16 protein-coding genes are annotated in these 18,207 nt (G+C 63.5%); 13 read left to right on the forward strand and 3 right to left on the reverse strand.

Annotation, left to right across the window (positions count from 1 at the left end; translation table 11 throughout):
* Positions 1–19: 19 nt before the first annotated feature.
* Positions 20–1,012, reverse strand: coding sequence for an HlyD family secretion protein (locus tag ACLIIZ_RS00385; protein WP_416690132.1), 993 nt, complete (start codon positions 1,010–1,012; stop codon positions 20–22).
* A gap of 105 nt (positions 1,013–1,117) precedes the next feature.
* Between ACLIIZ_RS00385 and ACLIIZ_RS00390 the strand changes: the two genes are divergently transcribed.
* Positions 1,118–1,774 (forward strand): TetR/AcrR family transcriptional regulator, encoded by a 657-nt coding sequence (locus ACLIIZ_RS00390; RefSeq protein ID WP_021250123.1) that lies wholly within the window; start codon positions 1,118–1,120, stop codon positions 1,772–1,774.
* 576 nt (positions 1,775–2,350) lie between these two features.
* Here ACLIIZ_RS00390 and ACLIIZ_RS00395 read toward each other — a convergent pair.
* Positions 2,351–3,172 (reverse strand): hypothetical protein, encoded by an 822-nt coding sequence (locus ACLIIZ_RS00395; protein ID WP_416690134.1) that lies wholly within the window; start codon positions 3,170–3,172, stop codon positions 2,351–2,353.
* Between the two features lie 75 nt (positions 3,173–3,247).
* Between ACLIIZ_RS00395 and ACLIIZ_RS00400 the strand changes: the two genes are divergently transcribed.
* From ACLIIZ_RS00400 to ACLIIZ_RS00415, 4 genes are all read left to right on the forward strand, one after another.
* Positions 3,248–3,601 (forward strand): hypothetical protein, encoded by a 354-nt coding sequence (locus ACLIIZ_RS00400; protein WP_416690136.1) that lies wholly within the window; start codon positions 3,248–3,250, stop codon positions 3,599–3,601.
* A 409-nt stretch (positions 3,602–4,010) separates the two neighbouring features.
* Complete coding sequence (istA, locus tag ACLIIZ_RS00405; protein WP_416690137.1) at positions 4,011–5,558, forward strand: IS21 family transposase; 1,548 nt, start codon at positions 4,011–4,013, stop codon at positions 5,556–5,558.
* Entirely contained in the window at positions 5,555–6,307 is a 753-nt protein-coding gene (gene istB, locus ACLIIZ_RS00410) for an IS21-like element helper ATPase IstB (protein ID WP_416690138.1), read from the forward strand. Before istA ends, istB begins: the two co-directional genes overlap by 4 nt.
* Positions 6,308–6,458: 151 nt before the next feature.
* Positions 6,459–7,349: a HipA domain-containing protein gene (locus ACLIIZ_RS00415; protein WP_416690139.1), complete on the forward strand. Its 891-nt coding sequence runs from the start codon at positions 6,459–6,461 to the stop codon at positions 7,347–7,349.
* A gap of 45 nt (positions 7,350–7,394) precedes the next feature.
* On the opposite strand, the gene ACLIIZ_RS00420 is transcribed toward ACLIIZ_RS00415, so the two are convergent.
* The gene (locus ACLIIZ_RS00420) at positions 7,395–8,261 is read right to left on the reverse strand and encodes an AraC family transcriptional regulator (RefSeq protein WP_416690140.1); all 867 of its coding nucleotides are present in this window, start codon (positions 8,259–8,261) and stop codon (positions 7,395–7,397) included.
* A 194-nt stretch (positions 8,262–8,455) separates the two neighbouring features.
* On the opposite strand from ACLIIZ_RS00420, the gene cptA reads away from it, so the two are divergent.
* The 8 genes from cptA (at position 8,456) to ACLIIZ_RS00460 (ending at position 18,037) form a co-directional block, all read left to right on the forward strand.
* Positions 8,456–10,237, forward strand: a complete 1,782-nt coding sequence (gene cptA, locus ACLIIZ_RS00425) for a phosphoethanolamine transferase CptA (protein ID WP_416690687.1) — start codon at positions 8,456–8,458, stop codon at positions 10,235–10,237.
* Positions 10,238–10,244: 7 nt separating this feature from the next.
* Positions 10,245–10,901, forward strand: coding sequence for an HAD family hydrolase (locus ACLIIZ_RS00430; RefSeq protein WP_416690141.1), 657 nt, complete (start codon positions 10,245–10,247; stop codon positions 10,899–10,901).
* A 209-nt stretch (positions 10,902–11,110) separates the two neighbouring features.
* Positions 11,111–12,067: a TAXI family TRAP transporter solute-binding subunit gene (locus ACLIIZ_RS00435; RefSeq protein WP_416690143.1), complete on the forward strand. Its 957-nt coding sequence runs from the start codon at positions 11,111–11,113 to the stop codon at positions 12,065–12,067.
* 6 nt (positions 12,068–12,073) lie between these two features.
* Positions 12,074–14,143 carry a TRAP transporter permease gene (locus tag ACLIIZ_RS00440; protein WP_416690145.1) on the forward strand — a complete coding sequence of 690 codons (2,070 nt, stop codon included), beginning with the start codon at positions 12,074–12,076 and terminating at the stop codon, positions 14,141–14,143.
* A complete protein-coding gene (locus tag ACLIIZ_RS00445; RefSeq protein WP_416690146.1) occupies positions 14,140–14,520 on the forward strand; it encodes a DUF1850 domain-containing protein in 381 nt (126 codons plus the stop codon). The genes ACLIIZ_RS00440 and ACLIIZ_RS00445 overlap by 4 nt, the downstream gene beginning before the upstream one ends.
* Before the next feature lie 38 nt (positions 14,521–14,558).
* A complete protein-coding gene (locus ACLIIZ_RS00450) occupies positions 14,559–16,373 on the forward strand; it encodes a sensor histidine kinase (protein WP_416690148.1) in 1,815 nt (604 codons plus the stop codon).
* The gene (locus ACLIIZ_RS00455) at positions 16,354–16,713 is read left to right on the forward strand and encodes a 5-carboxymethyl-2-hydroxymuconate Delta-isomerase (RefSeq protein ID WP_416690150.1); all 360 of its coding nucleotides are present in this window, start codon (positions 16,354–16,356) and stop codon (positions 16,711–16,713) included. The genes ACLIIZ_RS00450 and ACLIIZ_RS00455 overlap by 20 nt, the downstream gene beginning before the upstream one ends.
* Positions 16,706–18,037, forward strand: coding sequence for a sigma-54-dependent transcriptional regulator (locus ACLIIZ_RS00460; protein ID WP_416690152.1), 1,332 nt, complete (start codon positions 16,706–16,708; stop codon positions 18,035–18,037). Before ACLIIZ_RS00455 ends, ACLIIZ_RS00460 begins: the two co-directional genes overlap by 8 nt.
* The last annotated feature ends 170 nt before the right edge of the window (positions 18,038–18,207 follow it).

Below are 18,207 nucleotides of genomic sequence, written 5' to 3' on the forward strand. Positions count from 1 at the left end.
GCCGAGTGCCTCGGGGTGATTAGGGCACCAAGCGGACAGTGGCTGGCATGCCCAGCCGTAGCTGGTCGTCAGGGTCCTTGACCAGTACGCGGACCTCATAGACAAGGCTCGTTCGTAGCTCTTCCGTTTGGACGGGTTTGGGCGTGAATTCCGCTACCGAGGAGATATATCCAACCTCCCCGGCGATGGATGCGTCAGGAAGTCCGTCTATTTTGACCTCAGCCGACATCCCTGGCCGGACACGGGCAAGCTGCGCCCCATTCACGTAAGCGCGTATCCATTTGGGTTGCACGATGGCCAAGGCGTAGACCGGTTTTTGTGGCGACGCCATGTCGCCCGGCTCGGCTAATCTGGAACGCACGACGGCATTGGTCGGAGCTTTCAATTCAGCCAGTGAAATGCGATGCCGGAGTAAAGCCAACGACTCTTCCGATGCCTTGAGCTGGGCTGCCGCCTGCTCGATGTCTTCAGAGCGCGGACCTAATTTGGCGAGGCGTAGGGCCATTGATTGGTCTTCAACTTTTGCACGAGCCGCCTTTAATGTCGCTGCGGCCCGGTCCAATTCCTGGCGGCTAACGCCTCGACCATGAGTTTCCTCTGCGATGGATTGCATCCGCTGGAAATCCAGCTCGGCCAACTTTGCATCGGTAGTAGCAGCATCCACCCGGGCCTGCGCCTGACCTATTTCTTCCGGGCGCGAACCGTTGCGTAAGCGCAGCAAAGCCTTCTTGTTTACCTCGATTTGAGCCTCGGTCTGAGCCGCCTGAAGCTCGAGCGTGCGAGTGTCGAGCACCGCCAGAACTTGGCCAGCTGTGACCTTCGCCCCTTCCTCAACCCGCATTTCAACAATGCGCTCGCTGTCCTGGAAGGCCAGTGAAACCTGACGGATGTCGACGTTGCCAAGCAGCGTGATGTCGTTCTTCTGCGAGGAGTTTCCGCTCCACAGCCAAGCGCTGACACCAACGACTCCAACAACTGCTATCGCAACTCCGGCGAGAATTTTCCGGTTCATATTCGATGCTCCTGCGCTTGACGTTCTCGATAGACGCACTATATTCAAATTCAATTTGAATTGCAACTATGGTAGCATTCGGGCATCAAGATTGGGTTGAAAACTATGGCTGGACGTAAGAGAGCAGCGCGTGCCGATGGAGATGCAACTCGAGCCCGCCTCCTGGAAGTTGCCGGGCAGCTATTTGCACGACTTGGCTATGCAGGGGCCGCAAACAAAGCGATTTGCGAAGCGGCCGGAACAGACCTTGCCGCCATCAATTACCACTTTGGCGGCCGCGACGGGTTGTATCAAGCAGTGCTCTTCGAAGGATATGAGCAGCTGATTAACCTTCAGAAGCTCAAGGAAATTCACGCTCGGCAGGATTCTGCGGAGAACAAACTATCCGCAGCCATCGACATGATTGTCGACCGGCTTTACGACGAAGGGGGCTGGCATGGACGTGTATTCGCCCGGGAGTTGGTTGCACCTTCTACCCACCTAGCAGCCCTCGTTCGAGAAGGGGTGATGCCGCGCTTCAAGCTCATGAGCGACATCCTTTCGGAAGTTACTGGATTCAGCGCACAGGACCCGGCGTTGTTGCGGTGCGTTCTGAGCGTCATCGCACCGATGCTGATGATGCTGGTAGTGGACCGCGATACGCCTACTCCATTTCGCGCATTGATGACGCGGCCCGCAGATGAACTCAAAAGCCATCTCAAGCATTTTGCTTTGGCAGGATTACTGGCCACCAAGGAGCAAGCCAGCCGCCGAGGTAGCTAACGCTACACCGCGACGCTACTCCAGACCGGTCGTTGCGTCACCAAAGCATAGACTGACCGCTCAGGGTCGGGAGCACGTATTCGCCGGAGTAGAAAGCTGCCGGTCGCCGGAAAATCTCCCCCAACGGCAGCTTACCGCCAGACTGCTGACCGACAGTGAGCCATCAGCCAACGGCGGCAAAGGCCGAGGAGCTCGCGTTCAATCAGCGCGCTGAACGGCCGCAGCAATCAGAAAGCCGCCCTTGCCCCGCCCGAGATGCGAAAGTCCGTTGAGGGTCGGGAGCACGTATTCACCAGATAAAGAAGCGGCCGTTCAAGGCAACCAGAGTCTGAAGGGCAGCTTTCCGTCACATTACTGCCCGACACCGGGTGATAGACCAAGGACCGCAAAGGCCGAGGAGTTCGCGTTCAGCAAACGCTCTGGATGTACGCAACACTCAGTAAGCTGCCTTTGCCTGAACGTCCCCTGATTGCGGAACGACTGTCTCTCATCTTGCACGGACTGGTTTGCGCATCGACGGAAGAAATCTGAGCCCATGAATTTGCGCGACGCAAGAAAGCTCGGCCGTTGGCGGCGTTAAGTTGTGTTCCCCCACTCCTCCCAACCATTTCCCCATTCGTGAGCACGATATAGAAGGGCTAATTTAGGGCCAAAGTGGGAGATTCGATCCCTTGCCCACTCCTGACCATGCCAGAACACGTGCACGTTCATACGCTTTCCCGGCGAAACCATCACCCAATACTGGCACACCTTATCGATGTAGGTGAAAAGCTCGGGGTAGTGCACAGAAGTTTCTGGTGCATCCGCCAGGATGGGCTGCAGCCTAGCGTAGCAGTCGAGCGCCATATCGCGTAGCTCGTGAGACGCGGTCTCCTCTGAAAGTTTGGTCAGGATGGCAACCGCTGCCAGCGCATCAAAAGTCCCCAGCGCCACAAGGCAATCAAAGTGTTCATGGGTCAATTGGACGAGCTCCGCTTGCCCCTTGATAGCCCCTTCTGTTGTGATCAAAACGTCGATGACAGCGGGGGAAAGTGTCTGCAGCAGGCGCTGCAATGCCCAACGATCCGGCTTGGCCCCTTTCAAAATCTCCCAAAGGGGGTTGTCAAACCAACTCGCCGTTCCTGGGAAGTGCCGCTCGGCTAGCTCAACTGCATCGCTCCGATCATGGCTGCGCTTGGGAACTCGGGTGCCATGTTCATAACTGTCCCACTTCCTAGGACGATTCACCCCATCTGCAGTAATGCGGACAAGGTGGGGCTCCAAGGCTTTCTCGATGGCATAGGCGCTGGGTAAACCGGAATGCAGCTTGAGTACATGGAACCAAAGCTGAGTCCTCAAGACATCGATCAGGTTTCGTGGTGGCCGGCCCGGCTTTTTGGAGGTAAGGAATTTCGGCATTTACATAGAGTACAGAAATTCCGGATTTCTGTTCGGGTGGATTGAACGTGTGATCTGGCGAACACTGCGTGACCAATGATGACACTGACTGCCATGACACTTTCGCCATCGCCCAAAACCCAAAGCCCCTTAAGGGCGCTCGATACACAGCAAATGCTGCAGTCGAGGCTGCTTATCGAGCAGTTGTATGAAGATCTTCTGGCGCGCTATGGCCCGATCCTCGGTGGAGCCGATTTGGCTCAAGCGATGGGATATCGCTCCTTGGCTGCATTCCGTCAGGCTCGCAGGCGCGGTCAGGTTGAAGTTGCCCTATTCACCTTGCCTAACCGTCGGGGGGTCTTTGCACTGGGCTTGGATGTGGCTCGATGGTTAGCTGACGCATATCAAACCAATTTCGTGTCTTCACATGCGTTACGCCAACCGCTTTGAATAACACAAATAGATCAGCGATATCAGTTGCCTGCCATGAGTTCATTGGCATGGAATTGAGAACGACCAACGTGCGAATACATTGGCGGTTCCAGATGTGATCGAGAACAGCTGTCTATCGATGAAGCGCATTCACGAAAACAACCTAGGCAGCTGGCGTTGCCTAGCTTAGTGACAAGGAGCAAGCATGAAATAAGAACCGAACAAAAATTCCGGCCCATAAAGCGCAAAACCCGAGGCGGTGACCTCGGGTTGCGTACTGCAGATTCAAGTTTGCGACTTGGAGTATGCAGTATCAGCAACGTCTCAGGATAAGTCAAGTCCGGAGACGGTGGGCTTTCTCATCCGTTCGTTTCGCGAGAACGAACATTCAACCCTTCGGCGCGAGTCGCCGGATACGGAGAGATCCATGCGGATACCTGTAGCACAGCAGCGAGATATTGCACGCCTGCATTTTCATCAACCTCAATCAGCCCGTTCGATCAGTCGGATCACAGGCATCTGTGCAAACTCGGTTGGCGAGTTGCGCAAACGAATCCAAGCAAGTGGCAAGAACTGGCAGGATATAGTAGACCTCGACGACGACCAGTGGGAACTGGCTCTAGGCACCAAGAATCGCTCAGTTGCCAAGCGCAAGGTATCGCCGGATTGGACATGGGTCCATGAGCAAATGCAGTTGGAGGATGCCACTCGGGAACAGATTTGGCAGGAGTGGCGGGAAGAGCATCCTGATGGTATTGGTCAGTCTCAGTTCAACGAAGGCTACCGAAAGTGGCTGGGACAGCAGCGGGTGGTGATGCGCCAGATTTACCGTCCGGGAGATCGGATGTTTACCGATTTCGCTGGGCGTAGGGTAATCATCCAGAGCAGTACCGGCGAGTCACCGCGTGAGGCCAATCTTTTCGTCGCCGTCATGGGCTGTTCAAGCCGCACCTATCTGGAACTGGTATGGCAACAGACGACGGCCTGCTGGCTGGAAGCACAGGCAAATGCCTTCGAGTATTTTGGCGGCGTGCCAAACTGGGTTGTCAGCGACAACCTGAAGGCGGCTGTGCTGCGCCGTGAAAAAGATCGTATTGTCCTAAATCCACAATATCTGGAATGTCTGAAGCACTACGGTACGGCCCCCATGCCGACCAAGCAACGCTCGCCTCGGCAAAACGCCAAGGCGGAGGCCGGAGTGAAACTGGCCCAGCGCTGGGTTCTCTTCCGCTTGCGTGACCGGGTGTTTTTCAGCCTGGATGAGGCGAACGTCGAGATTCGCCGGCTCAACGAATTGTTGAATGACCGGAAGTTGACTAAAAGCGAAGATACTCGGCGCAGCAGGTTTCTTGCACTGGATGCGCCGGCCTTGCGTCCGCTGCCCTCTACTCGGTACGAATTGTCGGAGTGGCGTCACAGCGTCCGGGTCGGAGACGACTATTTGATCGAGCATGGCAAATGCTATTACTCGGTTCCCTGGCAACATCGGGGGGATGTGGTTGATTTGCGCATCACCGGCACTTCGCTGGAAATCTTTCGGCGCAACAAGCGGCTGGCGACCCATGCGCTTCTCACGGAACCTGGAGAGATGTCCCGGCACGAAGAGCACATGCCGGTTGCGCATCGCCGCGTCCAGGAAGGCGAACCTCATGCATTGCTGAATTGGGCCAAAGTGCAAGATCCAGTCATCGAGCAGCTTTTCACGCACCATCTCATGGAACGCCATGATCTGACCAACGGCCTCAAAGCGGCACGGAAGTTGCGGACGTGGGCGCTTGAGTACGGTGATGTGCGTTTCCTGGCCGCCTGCCGTTATGCACAGGCCTGTAATATCACTGCGATCCGGAGCATCGAGTCTATCCTGAAGAAAAAAGCAGATCTGATGGCACAGCAGGCGGATGCCTCCCCTCACTCTGGCGTACGCGAAGCCCACGAAAACAATCGGGGCGCCGCTTATTTCGGAGGGGAAGCATGAGCACAGTGCAACAGACCCTGAGCGGGCTACGCCAACTAAAATTGGGAGGCATGGCCGATGCCTACCAGCTGCAACTGGATCAGCCGAAGCTCAATGCGTCGTCCTTTGACGAACGGTTGGCCATGCTGGTGGATCGGGAAATCTCGAATCGCGATACACGTCGCATTCAACGGCTGTTGAAAGGAACCGGGTTTCCGGAGTCGGCGGTATTGGAAGACTTGGATGATCGGGCCGGTCGAGGACTGGATAAAGCTCTATTGGCAACTTTGGCCGGGTGTCAGTGGATTCTGCGCCACCAAAATCTGAACATCCTGGGGCCGACGGGGGTCGGAAAAACCTGGCTGGCTTGCGCATTGGGTACCCAGGCCTGCCGGCAGGGAATCTCCGTTGTTTACTATCGGTGTTCGCAACTATTCTCAGATATCGCGATGGCGTTGGCCGATGGCTCGGTCTCGACCTTGAAATCCCGGCTGGTCAAACCGGCGTTGCTGCTGATCGACGATTTTGGCAACGGGGAGATGAATCTGGCCGTTGGGCACGTGCTGCTCGATATCGTCGACCGGCGCATGCGCTGCGGTTCGCTGTTGATCACCAGCCAGTATCCGCGGGCGCAATGGCACGGACTGTTCCCTGATCCGACGCTTGCCGATGCGGTATTGGATCGTATCGTCCATCAATCGCATCAGCTTCAACTCAAGGGGGAGTCGATGCGGAAAATTCGGGCGCAGGAGAAGATGGCAGGGGAGTAATTCTCTTGGCGGGATGCTCACGTGCGGAAGCGCTCGTGAGCATCATTTCTTTGTTGAGTGTGCGCAGTGCCGGATCATGAATGCTGCTCATGACATTCGGGCTAGCTGCTCACGGCAAACTGGGCCACCTGCTCATGTCGAATCGGTCGGGGTGATTGCGAAGGTCCGCTGTCAACAGCAGGCGCTGCTGGCGCAGGGCCACGACGCCATCGGCAACCTGCTCATCGGCGAAGCGGCGCGCGAGCGCTTTCTGGCCATGCCGGCGCCGCAGTCGGTCGACCGGGCGACGAGCTATCCGGCGCTGGCGCGCGCTGCCAGTGCCGGCGAACTGGCCGGCTCGTCGGCCGGCGGCGAGCAGCCGAAGTTCTGCACCTATAGCGAGCGCGGCCATGTGCTGGTGAAGTTTTCGGCGGCGGACGACAACCCGGTCAGCGAACGCTGGCGCGACCTGCTGCTGGCCGAGCATCTGGCGCTGGCGGTACTCGGTGTCGCCAGCGAAGTGTTCGATTTCGCCGGCCAGCGCTTCCTGGAAGTGCCGCGCTTCGACCGCGTCGGGCAATTGGGGCGCGTCGGCGTCTTTTCGCTGCGCGCGCTCGACGCCGAATTCGTCGGCGACGCCGCCGCGCCTTGGCCGTCGCTGGTCGCCCGCCTGGCCGCCGGCGGTCAGGTCGAGGCTGGGGCCGTCGCCGGTGCCGCCTTGCTCTGGGCCTTCGGCACGCTGATCGGCAATACCGACATGCACGCCGGCAACCTGTCCTTCGTCAGCCGCCACGGCCGCCCGTACCGGCTGGCGCCGGCCTACGACGTGCTGCCCATGGGCTTTGCCCCGCGCGCTGGCGGCGCGCTCGTCGATACACTGGCACCGGCTGCCCTGATCGCCACCGTCGATGCCGATACCTGGCGGCAGGCGCTGCAACTGGCCGAGAATTTCTTCGCCCGGCTCAGCGACACCGCCGCCTTCTCGCCGCGCTTCCTGCCCTGCATCGCCGCGCTGGACCGGCACATCGACGAAGCGGCACGGCGCATCGCCCGGCTGGGGTAAGCCGTGCCGCTGCCCCCCCCGGTGGCTAGCGGGCAGTGCAATCGGCTACTTCAACGGCAGATAGATGTCGGTCAGGAGATCGGCTTCCGCCGTTTCCGGCAGCAGATTCAGATATTGAAAATACAGCGGAAAGTCGCGCAGTTCCTCGCCGCTTGCCGGTAGCCACTCGCGATACAGCGGGTAGATGCTTTCGCCGATGCGGGTATGCGGACCGACATGGCGCACCCGTGCGCAGCGGCCGCCGGGAATCTGCCTGGTGACGACGCCCTGCGCATTGGGCGGCACCTCGGCCTGCACTTCGCCGGCAATGTCGAAGCGGAATTGTTCCGGCGGCGTCGTGTCGGGGTTGTCGTAGGCGATGCCGAAGGTGCGGCTGCGCTCCTTGGGCGACAACCCGCTTTGCTGCCGCCAGGCGATGAACTGGCCGACCGACTCATTGACGCGTTCGGCCGGGCCGCGGTGCTCATACACGGCAACCGACGTGGGGATGAAATTGACGATTTCGACCTGCATGTTTCTGGTCCTTTCCGGGATACGGAATCGATAACGCTCGTGCCACGAGACCCAGTCCGGCGCTTTTCGGAATGCGGAAGGCGATTTGCCGAAGACATTCCGAAAGGCGCGGGAAAACGATTCCGGGTTTTCAAAACCGGCCTCCAGCGCGATGTCGATCACCTTCACCTTGCGATTGAAGGCCAGTTGGTAGCTGGCCCGCCGCAAACGCAGCAGGAGAACGTAACGACCGACGCTGGCGCCGACAAAGTCGGCGAATTGCCGGTGGAAATGGAATTTGGAAAAGTTGGCGACCTGGCTCAGTTGCTCCAGGCTCAGGTTTTCATCGAGGTGTCCCTCGATGTAATCGAGCACTTTGCCCAATCGGGCCGCATAGGCCTTCGCCCTGAGTTCACTCATCGTTCTTCCTCTATCCACGGCGCCACTATGCGTGAAGTCGAGGCGGAAATCCTGACGCCGATTGCTCTAAACCCGCACCGCCCTCCCCCTTGCCGCGTGCGCCTTGCGGTAGCTGTCGAGCGGGGGCTGGTGGCGCTTCAGACCTTCCACTGGCTGATCCGGATCAGGCCTCGCGGAAGGCCAACGCCTTGTTGGTGTTGCCCCAAACCCCTGGCCGGGCGGATTGCGACCAAATCGAACTAGAATCACGTCCTTCGAAAAGAAAAAAGCACTCGTCCATGCGCTCAATAGATTGGCGCGGCCTCGCCCGCGCCTTTGTCTTTTTCTGGTATTTCTCGGCCGTCACCCACGCGCTGCTCTTCTTCAGCGGCGCCACCGGCTTCCTTCCGCTGCGCCAGGGCTTCGTCTTCAGCCTGCTCTGGCTGGTCCCGCTGCTCCTCTTTCCCCACCGCGCGCGGCCGGTCAGCGCCGCCATCGGCGTCGTCCTGGGGCTGGGCGCGCTGATCAACCTCGGCTATTTCTCGATCTACGGCCAGGAGTTCTCGCAGAGCGTCCTCTTCATCGTCTTCGAATCCAATCCGGCGGAAGCCAGCGAGTACATCGACCAGTACCTGAAGTGGTGGATGTTCCCCGGGTTGATCGCCTTCTGTGCCGGCGCCTATGGCCTCTGGCGCGGCATCCGGCCGCTGGCGATGGCGCCGGCCGGACGCTACCTGACGATCGCCGTGATTCTCGCCGGCCTGTTTCTACAGCCGACGTACAAGGTTTTGCGCAAACGTGGCCTGGACCCGGCGAAATATGTGGAAGCGATCGGCAACCGCATGGAACCGGCGGTGCCCTGGCAGTTCGTCATCGGCTACGCGCGTTACCGCGAGCAACTGGCCGGCATGGAGGCACTGCGCAAAAACACGGAACGCATCCCGCCGATCGAAAATCTCGTCGATCAGCGCGCCGGCCAGCCGGGAACCATCGTGCTGCTGATCGGCGAATCGACCACCCGCCAGCACATGAGTCTCTACGGCTACGGCCGGCCGACGACGCCGAAACTGGAAGCGCTGCGCGACCAGCTAACGATCTTCGATCAGGTCTACGCCGCCCGCCCCTACACCATCGAGGCGCTGCAGCAGATCCTGACCTTCGCCGACCAGCAGAACCCGGACCTCTACCTGACCCGGCCGTCGCTGATGAGCATCATGAAGCAGGCCGGCTACCGCACCTACTGGATCACCAACCAGCAGACGCTGACCAAGCGCAACACGATGCTGACCAATTTCTCCGAGCAGATGGACGAACAGGTCTACCTCAACCACCAGCGCTCGCAGAATTCCTACAGCTTCGACAGCAACGTCCTCGAACCGCTGCAGAACATCCTCAAGGACGGCGCCGAGCGACGCTTCATTGTCGTCCACCTGCTCGGCACGCACATGCGCTACAAGTACCGCTTCCCGCCCGAGTTCGCCGTCTTCCGCGACGGTAGCGGCCTGCCCGAGTGGGCAAGCGGCGAGCGCGCAGAAATGATCGACGAGTACGACAACGCGGTCCGCTACAACGACCACGTCGTCTCGTCGGTGATCGGCAGCCTCGCCGCCGCCGACAAGGCGTCGCTGCTGGTCTATTTTTCCGACCACGGCGAGGACGTCTACGACACGCCGCCGCACGACTTCATCGGCCGCAACGAGGCAAAACCGACGCCACCGATGTACACCGTTCCCTTCTTCCTGTGGACTTCGCCGCAGTGGCGCGCCGCGACGCCGGTCGACCTGGCGGCCGCCCGCAGTCGCCCCTACCAGCTCTCGCATTTCATCCACACCTGGGCCGACCTCACCGGGCTGCGCTTTGCCGGCTACGAGCCGGACAAGAGCCTGATCAACCCGGCCTTCCGCGAGCGGGAAATCCTGGTCGGCAACCCGGCCGACCAGAAATCGCTGCTCGACCTGCGCCAGCTATTGAAACCGCCCGCCGCAACACGCCCTTGAGCCCCAAATGCCCCGCTACCCGCACATCCTCTTCGACCTCGACGGCACCCTGATCGATTCGGCGCCAGCGATCCTCGCCAGCTTCCGCGACGCTTTCGCGCAGACCGGCATCGCGCCAGCACGAACGATTGACGACAGCGTGATCGGGCCGCCGCTCAACGAGACCCTGCAACTGCTCGCCGGCAGCGACGATCCGGCGCTGATCGCCCGCTTGGCCGAGGCTTTCAAGGCCAGCTACGACAGCGAGGGTTACAAGGCGACCGCCGCCTATCCCGGCGTCGGCGAACTCCTCGCCACACTGGCCGGTGCCGGGCTGACGCTGTCGATCGCCACCAACAAGCGCCTCCACCCGACCCGGCTGATCCTCGATCACCTCGGCTGGGGCGGCTATTTCGCGCAGGTCTACGCGCTCGACCTGTTCACCCCTCGCCTGCCCAACAAGGCGGCGATGATCGCCCGCCTGCTCGCCGACCAGGACATCGCCAGGGAAGACGCCGTCTATATCGGCGACCGCAGCGAGGACGGCGAATCGGCCGACGCCAACGGCCTGCCCTTCGTTGCCGTGACCTGGGGCTACGGCAGCCTGAACGCCGACGAGATGCGACCGGGCTGGCAGGCGGCAGCGCAACCGGCCGCCCTGGCGGCACTGCTGCTCGCCGACTGAAAGCGCAGCGCCGACGGTGCGGAATTCCGCATCGGGCGCGGCGGCGATTCCGGAAATCCGCACTGGCGGCCGTCACCGGCCACCCGGCGGCCAGCGCTTAACCCCGTTAAATCAGTCGCTTGGCTGCGCAAGCCGGCAACTGGCACAGCTTCTGCAAACGTTTCTCCGCAGCCGCTCAGCGGCGCATTCCAATTTACGGAGGAGAAACCATGAAACTGCGCAAGCAACTGCGTTCCCTGATCGTCGCCAGCACGCTGGCCATCGGCGCCAGCGCCGGCCAGGCGGCCGAATTCATCAACGTCCTGACCGGCGGCACGAGCGGCGTCTATTACCCGCTCGGCGTCTCGCTGACCCAGATCTACGGCAAGGTGCTGCCCGATGCCAAGATGTCGGTGCAGGCGACCAAGGCCTCGGCCGAAAACCTCAACCTGCTGCAGGCCGGCAAGGGCGAAATCGCCTTCACCCTGGGTGACACGCTGTCCGAAGCCTGGAAGGGCAATCCGGAAGTCGGCTTCAAGGCGCCGCTCAACAAGCTGCGCACGGTCGCCGCGATCTACCCGAACTACATCCACTTCCTCGCCTCCGCCGATTCCGGCATCAAGTCGCTGGCCGACCTCAAGGGCAAGCGGGTTTCGGTCGGCGCCCCGAAGAGCGGCACCGAACTGAACAGCCGCGACATCCTCAAGGCCGTCGGCATGGGCTACCAGGATTTCGCCAAGGTCGAGTACCTTGGTTACTCGGAGTCGGTCGAGCTGATGAAGAATCGCCAGCTCGACGCCACCCTGCTCTCCTCCGGCCTCGGCGTGGCCGCCGTGCGCGACCTGGCGACGGCGCTGAAGATCGTCGTCATCCCGATCCCGGCCGAGGTCGTGGCGAAGATCGGCGACGCCGCCTACCAGTCCGGCACCATCCCGGCCAACACCTACAACGGCCAGACCACCGACGTGAATACCGTGCTCGTCCCGAACTACCTGGTCACCCACGCCGGCGTTTCCGAAGACATGGTCTACAAGATGACCAAGTCGATGGCCGAAAACCTCGACACCATGGCCACCGCGCACGCCGCCGCCAAGGCGATCAAGAAGGAAAGGATGGCCAACGGTTCGCCGGTGCCGCTGCACCCGGGCGCCGAGAAGTACTACCGCGAAGCCGGCCTGCTCAAGTAATTCATCATGTCGGCCCACGTCTCCCCGCCGAACATCGAGCAGGAGACGTTCTCCGAGCACGGCGCCCAGCGCCGGCTCGGGGGCGTCGCGCTCCTTGTCCTGACCGGCACCGCGCTGGCGTTCTCGCTCTACCAGCTCGGCATCGCCGCCTTCCATCCGCTGTCCAGCCTGGTCATGCGGGCGCTGCACGTCGGCTTCCTGCTCACCCTGACCTTCCTGCTCTTCCCGATCCGCAAGAGCGGCCGCCTCGACCGCGTCGCCCCGCTCGACTGGCTGCTCGCCAGCGGCGCCTTCGCGCTTGCCTGCTACCAATGGATCTTCGAGGTCGACCTGATCCAGCGCGCCGGCGACCCGAACACGCTCGACCTCGTCGTCGGCACGGCGATGATCGCCCTCGTCTTCGAGGCTGCCCGCCGCATCCTCGGCCTGGCGCTGCCGACCATCTGCGCGCTGTTCCTGCTCTACGGCCTGTTCGGCCAGCACCTGCCGGGCGACCTCGCCCACCGCGGCTATGATTTCGCGCAGATCGTCGACCAGCTCGGCTTCGGTACCGAAGGCATCTTCGGCATCCCGACCCTGGTGTCGACCAATTACATCTTCCTCTTCGTGCTGTTCGGCGCCTTTCTCGAACACGCCGGCATGATCAACCTGTTCAACTCGGTGGCGCTCGGCTTCGTCGGCCACGCCAAGGGCGGTGCCGCCAAGGTGGCGGTGGTTTCGTCCGGGCTGATGGGGTCGATTTCCGGTTCCGGCGTCGCCAACGTGCTGACCACCGGCCAGTTCACCATCCCGCTGATGAAACGCTTCGGCTACTCCGGCGTCTTTGCCGGCGCGGTCGAAGCCACTGCCTCGATGGGCGGCCAGATCATGCCGCCGGTGATGGGCGCCGTCGCCTTCATCATGGCCGAAAACCTCAACGTGCCTTACGTCGAGATCGTCAAGGCGGCGCTGATTCCGGCCATCCTCTACTACCTCACCGTGTTCTGGATGGTTCACCTGGAAGCCGGCCGACGCAAGCTCGGCGGGTTGGCCAAGGAAGACTGCCCGAACCCCTGGCAGGCGATCCGCAGCCAGTGGTACCTGGTGCTGCCGCTGGTCGGCCTGGTCGGCATGCTGTTCAACGGTTTCACGCCGATGTACTCGGGCATGGTCGGTCTCGCCCTGTGCGCCATCCTGATCCTTGGTGCCGCCGTCGCCGCGCGCCTCTCCAGCACCGCCTTCCGCTTCGTCTTCTGGCTCGCCGTTGGGCTGGGCGCTTCGCTGCTGGTGAAATTCGGCGTTTATCCGGTGTTGACCGTGATCGCCGTGCTGATCGTCCTCTGCCTGTTCGTCCAGGGCGGCCGCGAGACGCTGCGCGTGATGCGCAACAGCCTGGTCGACGGCGCCCGCCAGGCGCTGCCGGTCGGCGTCGCCTGCGCCATCGTCGGCGTCATCATCGGCGTCCTGACGCTGACCGGCGCGGCGACCAACTTCGCCGGTTTCATCCTCAAGGTCGGCGCCGACCACCTGTTCCTGTCGCTGCTCCTGACCATGCTGATCTGCCTGGTGCTCGGCATGGGCATCCCGACCATCCCCAACTACATCATCACCAGCTCGATCGCCGCCCCGGCGCTACTCGACCTCGGCGTGCCGCTGATCGTCAGCCACATGTTCGTCTTCTACTTCGGCATCATGGCCGACCTGACGCCGCCGGTGGCGCTCGCCGCCTTCGCCGCCAGTTCGGTGGCCAAGGAGCCGGCGATGAAGATCGGCGTCAAGGCGGTGCAGATTGCCATCGCCGGCTTCGTCGTGCCGTTCATGGCGGTCTACGACAATGCGCTGATGCTGCAGGGCGACCCGTCGGTGATCGCCGTCGTCTATATCGTCGGCAAGGCCTTGCTGGCGATCACGCTGTGGGGCGCTGCCAGCATCGGCTACCTGCGCGCCCCGCTGGCCGCCTGGGAACGGATCTGGGCGGCGGCTGCCGCCTTCCTGCTGGTGGCGGCGCTGCCGCTCACCGACGAGATCGGCTTTGCCGCCTGCGCCGCCTTCATCGGCTGGCACCTGCTGCACAGCCGTCGCCTGCAGGCGGCATGAACGCGATCTGCCTCGTCGCCGGCCTCCTCGTGGCGCCGCTCGGCGAGGCGGTGACGCTGCAATGGACGCATTCGATCCAGAAAACCCTGTGGGCGGAAGACTACCGCCTGCAGGGCGACGCGCTCCGCCTGACCTCTGCCCGCGTCCTCGGCACCGGCGCCGGCATGGAACCGCCGCCCGACGCCGTCTACCGTGACGGCGCCTGGCACTACACCCCGGCGCTGCCGGCGCTGCCCAAGGTCACGCTGCGCCATTCGCCCTACGTTGCCCCGTATACGGTCTGCGTCGGCGCCGACTGCCGGCCGCTGCCGGCCTGGCTGCCCGGCCTGCCCGGCGACACGACGGTCGACCTGCAGCCATGCCCGCCTCAGCCCTGAGCCTGCCGGCCGGCGATAAAACTGGTTACGATGCGGCCATGCCCGGATCGTCGCCGTCCCTCTCCCGCGTCTGGCTGCTCACCGCGGCGGCGGCGGCAAGCTGCCTGCTGGTCGGCCTGATCGCCTATCGCCTGCTGCTCGGCAGTTATCTGGCGCACGAACAGCAGGTGGCCAGCCAGCGCCTCGACGCTTTCGCGTTGTCGCTGGAAGCCACGCTCAACCGCCATGAATCGCTGCCCGGCCTGCTCGCCCTCGAACCGTCGCTCGCCGCGCTGCTGCGCGAGCCGGACAACGCGCAACGGATCGCCGCCGCCAACGCCTATCTGGAAGCCGCCCAGCAGGGCGCGGCGGTTGCCGCCACCTACCTGATCGACGCCAACGGCCTGACGCTGGCCGCCAGCAACTGGCGCCAGCCGCGCAGTTTCGTCGGCCACAACTACGCCTTCCGGCCCTATTTCAGCGACGCGCTTGCCCACGGCCTCGGCCGTTTCTACGGCGTCGGCGTGACCACCGGCGAACCGGGCTATTTCCTCGCCGCACCGGTGCGCAGTGGCGGCCGCGTGCTCGGCGTCGTCGTCCTCAAGGTCGGCCTGGAGGCGATGGAGCAGGCCATGGCCGAGTCCGGCGACACGCTGCTGCTGGCCGACGCCGACGGCATCGTCTTTCTCTCCTCGCAACGGCGCCTGCGCTATCGCACGCTGGCCCCGCTGCCGGCCGCGGTCAGCGCCCGCCTGGCGGAAACCCGGCAATACGGCAACCAGACGATCCAGCCGCTGGCCGACCGCCCGCTGACGCTCGACAGTTCGGCACCGCAGCGTCTGGCCCTGGCCGGCGAAGCCAGCCGCGACCTGCTGACGCTGAGTCGCCCGGTCGGCAATCTCGGCTGGCGCGTCGTCCAGCTCGGCCGCCCCGACGAGGCCCGCGGCGCCGCCTTTTCCGGGGCGATGGCGGCGGCGCTGGCTGCCGCTTTCGGCCTCGGCGTCGCCGCCCACCTGCGCCACCGGCGGCGGCGGCGCGAGGAACTGCGCCGCATCCACGGCGAACTGGAACAGCGTATCGCCGAACGCACCGCCGACCTGACCGGGAAAGTCGCCGAGCTGCAACGCACCGAGGCGATCCTGCACGAAACGCGCGACGCCGCGGTGCAGGCCGGCAAGCTCGCCGTCCTCGGCCAGTTGTCGGCTGGCATCAGCCACGAACTGAACCAGCCGCTGGCGGCGCTACGCACCTTCGCCGACAACGCCAGCGCCCTGCTCGCCCGCGGCCGCTACGACGAGGTAGCCGAAAACCTGCAGATGATCGGCGAGCTGGTCGGCCGCACCGGGCGCATCGTCCGCCAGTTGAAAAGCTTCGCGCGCAAGGAGGCGGCGACGGCACAGGCGGTCACCGTGACCAGTGCGATCGAACACGCGCTGCTGCTGGTCGAACCGCGCCGCCGCGACAGCGCCGCCACCATCGCCGTCAGCCAGGACGATCCGGCGCTGTGCGTGGTGGCCGAAGCCGGGCGCTTCGAGCAGGTGCTGGTCAACCTGATGCTCAACGGCCTCGACGCCATGCACGGACAACCGGCACCGCGGCTCGAAATCGACGTCTCCCGGCGCGGCGCCAACGTCCGCCTGGCGGTACGCGACCATGGACCGGGCATCGCCGACGACGTGCGCAACCACCTGTTCGAGCCCTTCTACACCACCAAGCCGGCCGGCGAAGGCCTCGGCCTCGGGCTGGCCATCTCGCTCGCCATCGTCGAGAGCTACGGTGGCACACTACGCACCGAGAACGCGGCCGACGGCGGCGCCGTGTTCGTGCTGACGCTGCCCGCCGCCGGAGACGACCATGCCGCACCTGACGCTTGAATATACCGCCAACCTCGCCCTCGCCCCGGCTGCCGCGCTGGGCGCGATCAACGCGGCAGCCTTCGACACGGGGCTGTTCGGCGAGGCCGACATCAAGAGCCGGGCGTACTGCGTCGACGATTTCCGCATCGGCATCCAGCCGCTCGCCCGCGCCTTCGCGCATGTCCGCATCGCCTTGCTTGGCGGGCGCTCGCCGGAAGAACGCAAGGCCCTGGCCGACGCCGTGCTCACCGCCCTGAGCGCAACGCTGCAGGCGCCGCCCGGCCACGAACTGCAACTGAGCGTCGAGACCGTGGACCTCGACCGCGCCAGCTACGCCAAGGCGGTCGTCCGTGGCTGAGGCGCCGGTCTTCCTGATCGAAGACGACGCCGCCGTGCGCAAGGGCTGCGAGCAGGCGCTGGCAATTGCCGACATCCCGGTGCGCGGCTTCGCCGACGCCGAAAGCATGCTCGCCGCGCTGGCCACGACGCGCCCGGCGGCCGTCGTCAGCGACATCCGCCTGCCCGGCCGCGACGGCCTGACGCTGCTGCGCGAACTGCGGCAGTTCGACCGCGAGCTGCCGGTTCTGCTCGTCACCGGCCACGGCGACGTCGCCATGGCAGTCGAAGCGATGCGCGACGGCGCGCACGACTTCATCGAGAAACCCTTCCCGTCCGAGCGGCTGATCGCGGCGGTCCGGAGCGCTCTTGAGAAACGCGCCCTGCTGCTCGAAAACCGCCAGCTCAAGGCACAACTGCACGCCGCCGGCCTCAGCGCGCTGATCGGCGAGACGCCGGCCATCCAGGCCATCCGCCAGTTGATCGCGACCTTGGCGCCGACCGGCGTCGACATCCTGATCAACGGCGAAACGGGCAGCGGCAAGGAAGTCGTCGCCCGCGCCATCCACGACGCCAGCGGCCGGCGCGGGCCCTTCGTCGCGGTCAATTGCTCGGCGCTGCCGGAAAGCGTCTTCGAGAGCGAACTCTTCGGCCACGAAGCCGGTGCCTTTACCGGCGCCGGCAAGCGGCGCGTCGGCCGCATCGAACACGCCGACGGCGGCACGCTCTTTCTCGACGAGATCGAGTCGATGCCGCTCGCCCTCCAGGTCAAGCTGCTGCGCGTGCTGCAGGAACGCAGCGTCGAACGCCTGGGCAGCAACCAGAGCATCGCCGTCGATTGCCGCGTCGTCGCCGCCAGCAAGGCCGACCTCAAGGCGCTGGCCGACGCCGGCCAGTTCCGCGCCGACATCTACTACCGCCTCAACGTCGTCAGCATCGACCTGCCGCCGCTGCGCGAACGGCGCGACGACATTCCGCTGCTCATTGCCGCCTTCCTGCAGGAAGCCGCCCAGCGCTACCAGCGCCCGCCAGCGAGCTGGACGCCGGCCGACCTGGCGCGCTGGCAGGCGCACGACTGGCCGGGCAACGTGCGCGAACTGAAGAACGTCGCCAACCGCTGGGCGCTCGGCCTGCCCGACGGCCTCGCCAGTCCCGTTAGCGTTCCGGCGGCCAGTTCGCTGAGCGCCCAGGTCGACGCCGCCGAGCGACGCGCCATCGAAGCCGCGCTGCAGGCCAACGCCGGCAACGTCGCCCAGGCAGCCGAAGCCCTGCAGGTGCCGAAGAAAACGCTCTACGACAAACTCACCCGCCACGGCATCAGCGCGGAAAACTTTCGGGCGCACTGACTAGGGCGTGTTCACAGTAAGCAGCGGGCAGCGCAAGGGGTTGGCGGGGAGGCAGTGCAAGGCACCGGTCGCGCCGTGCCGTGATCTGCACAAGCGAGCGGCAGATTGCTGGAACACGTCCTAACAGATGTCATCTGCTCTGCTACCATCATCGCTTCCTGGATGAGATG

This window comes from Azonexus caeni, from assembly GCF_048146105.1.
GTDB lineage: Bacteria > Pseudomonadota > Gammaproteobacteria > Burkholderiales > Rhodocyclaceae > Azonexus > Azonexus aromaticus_B.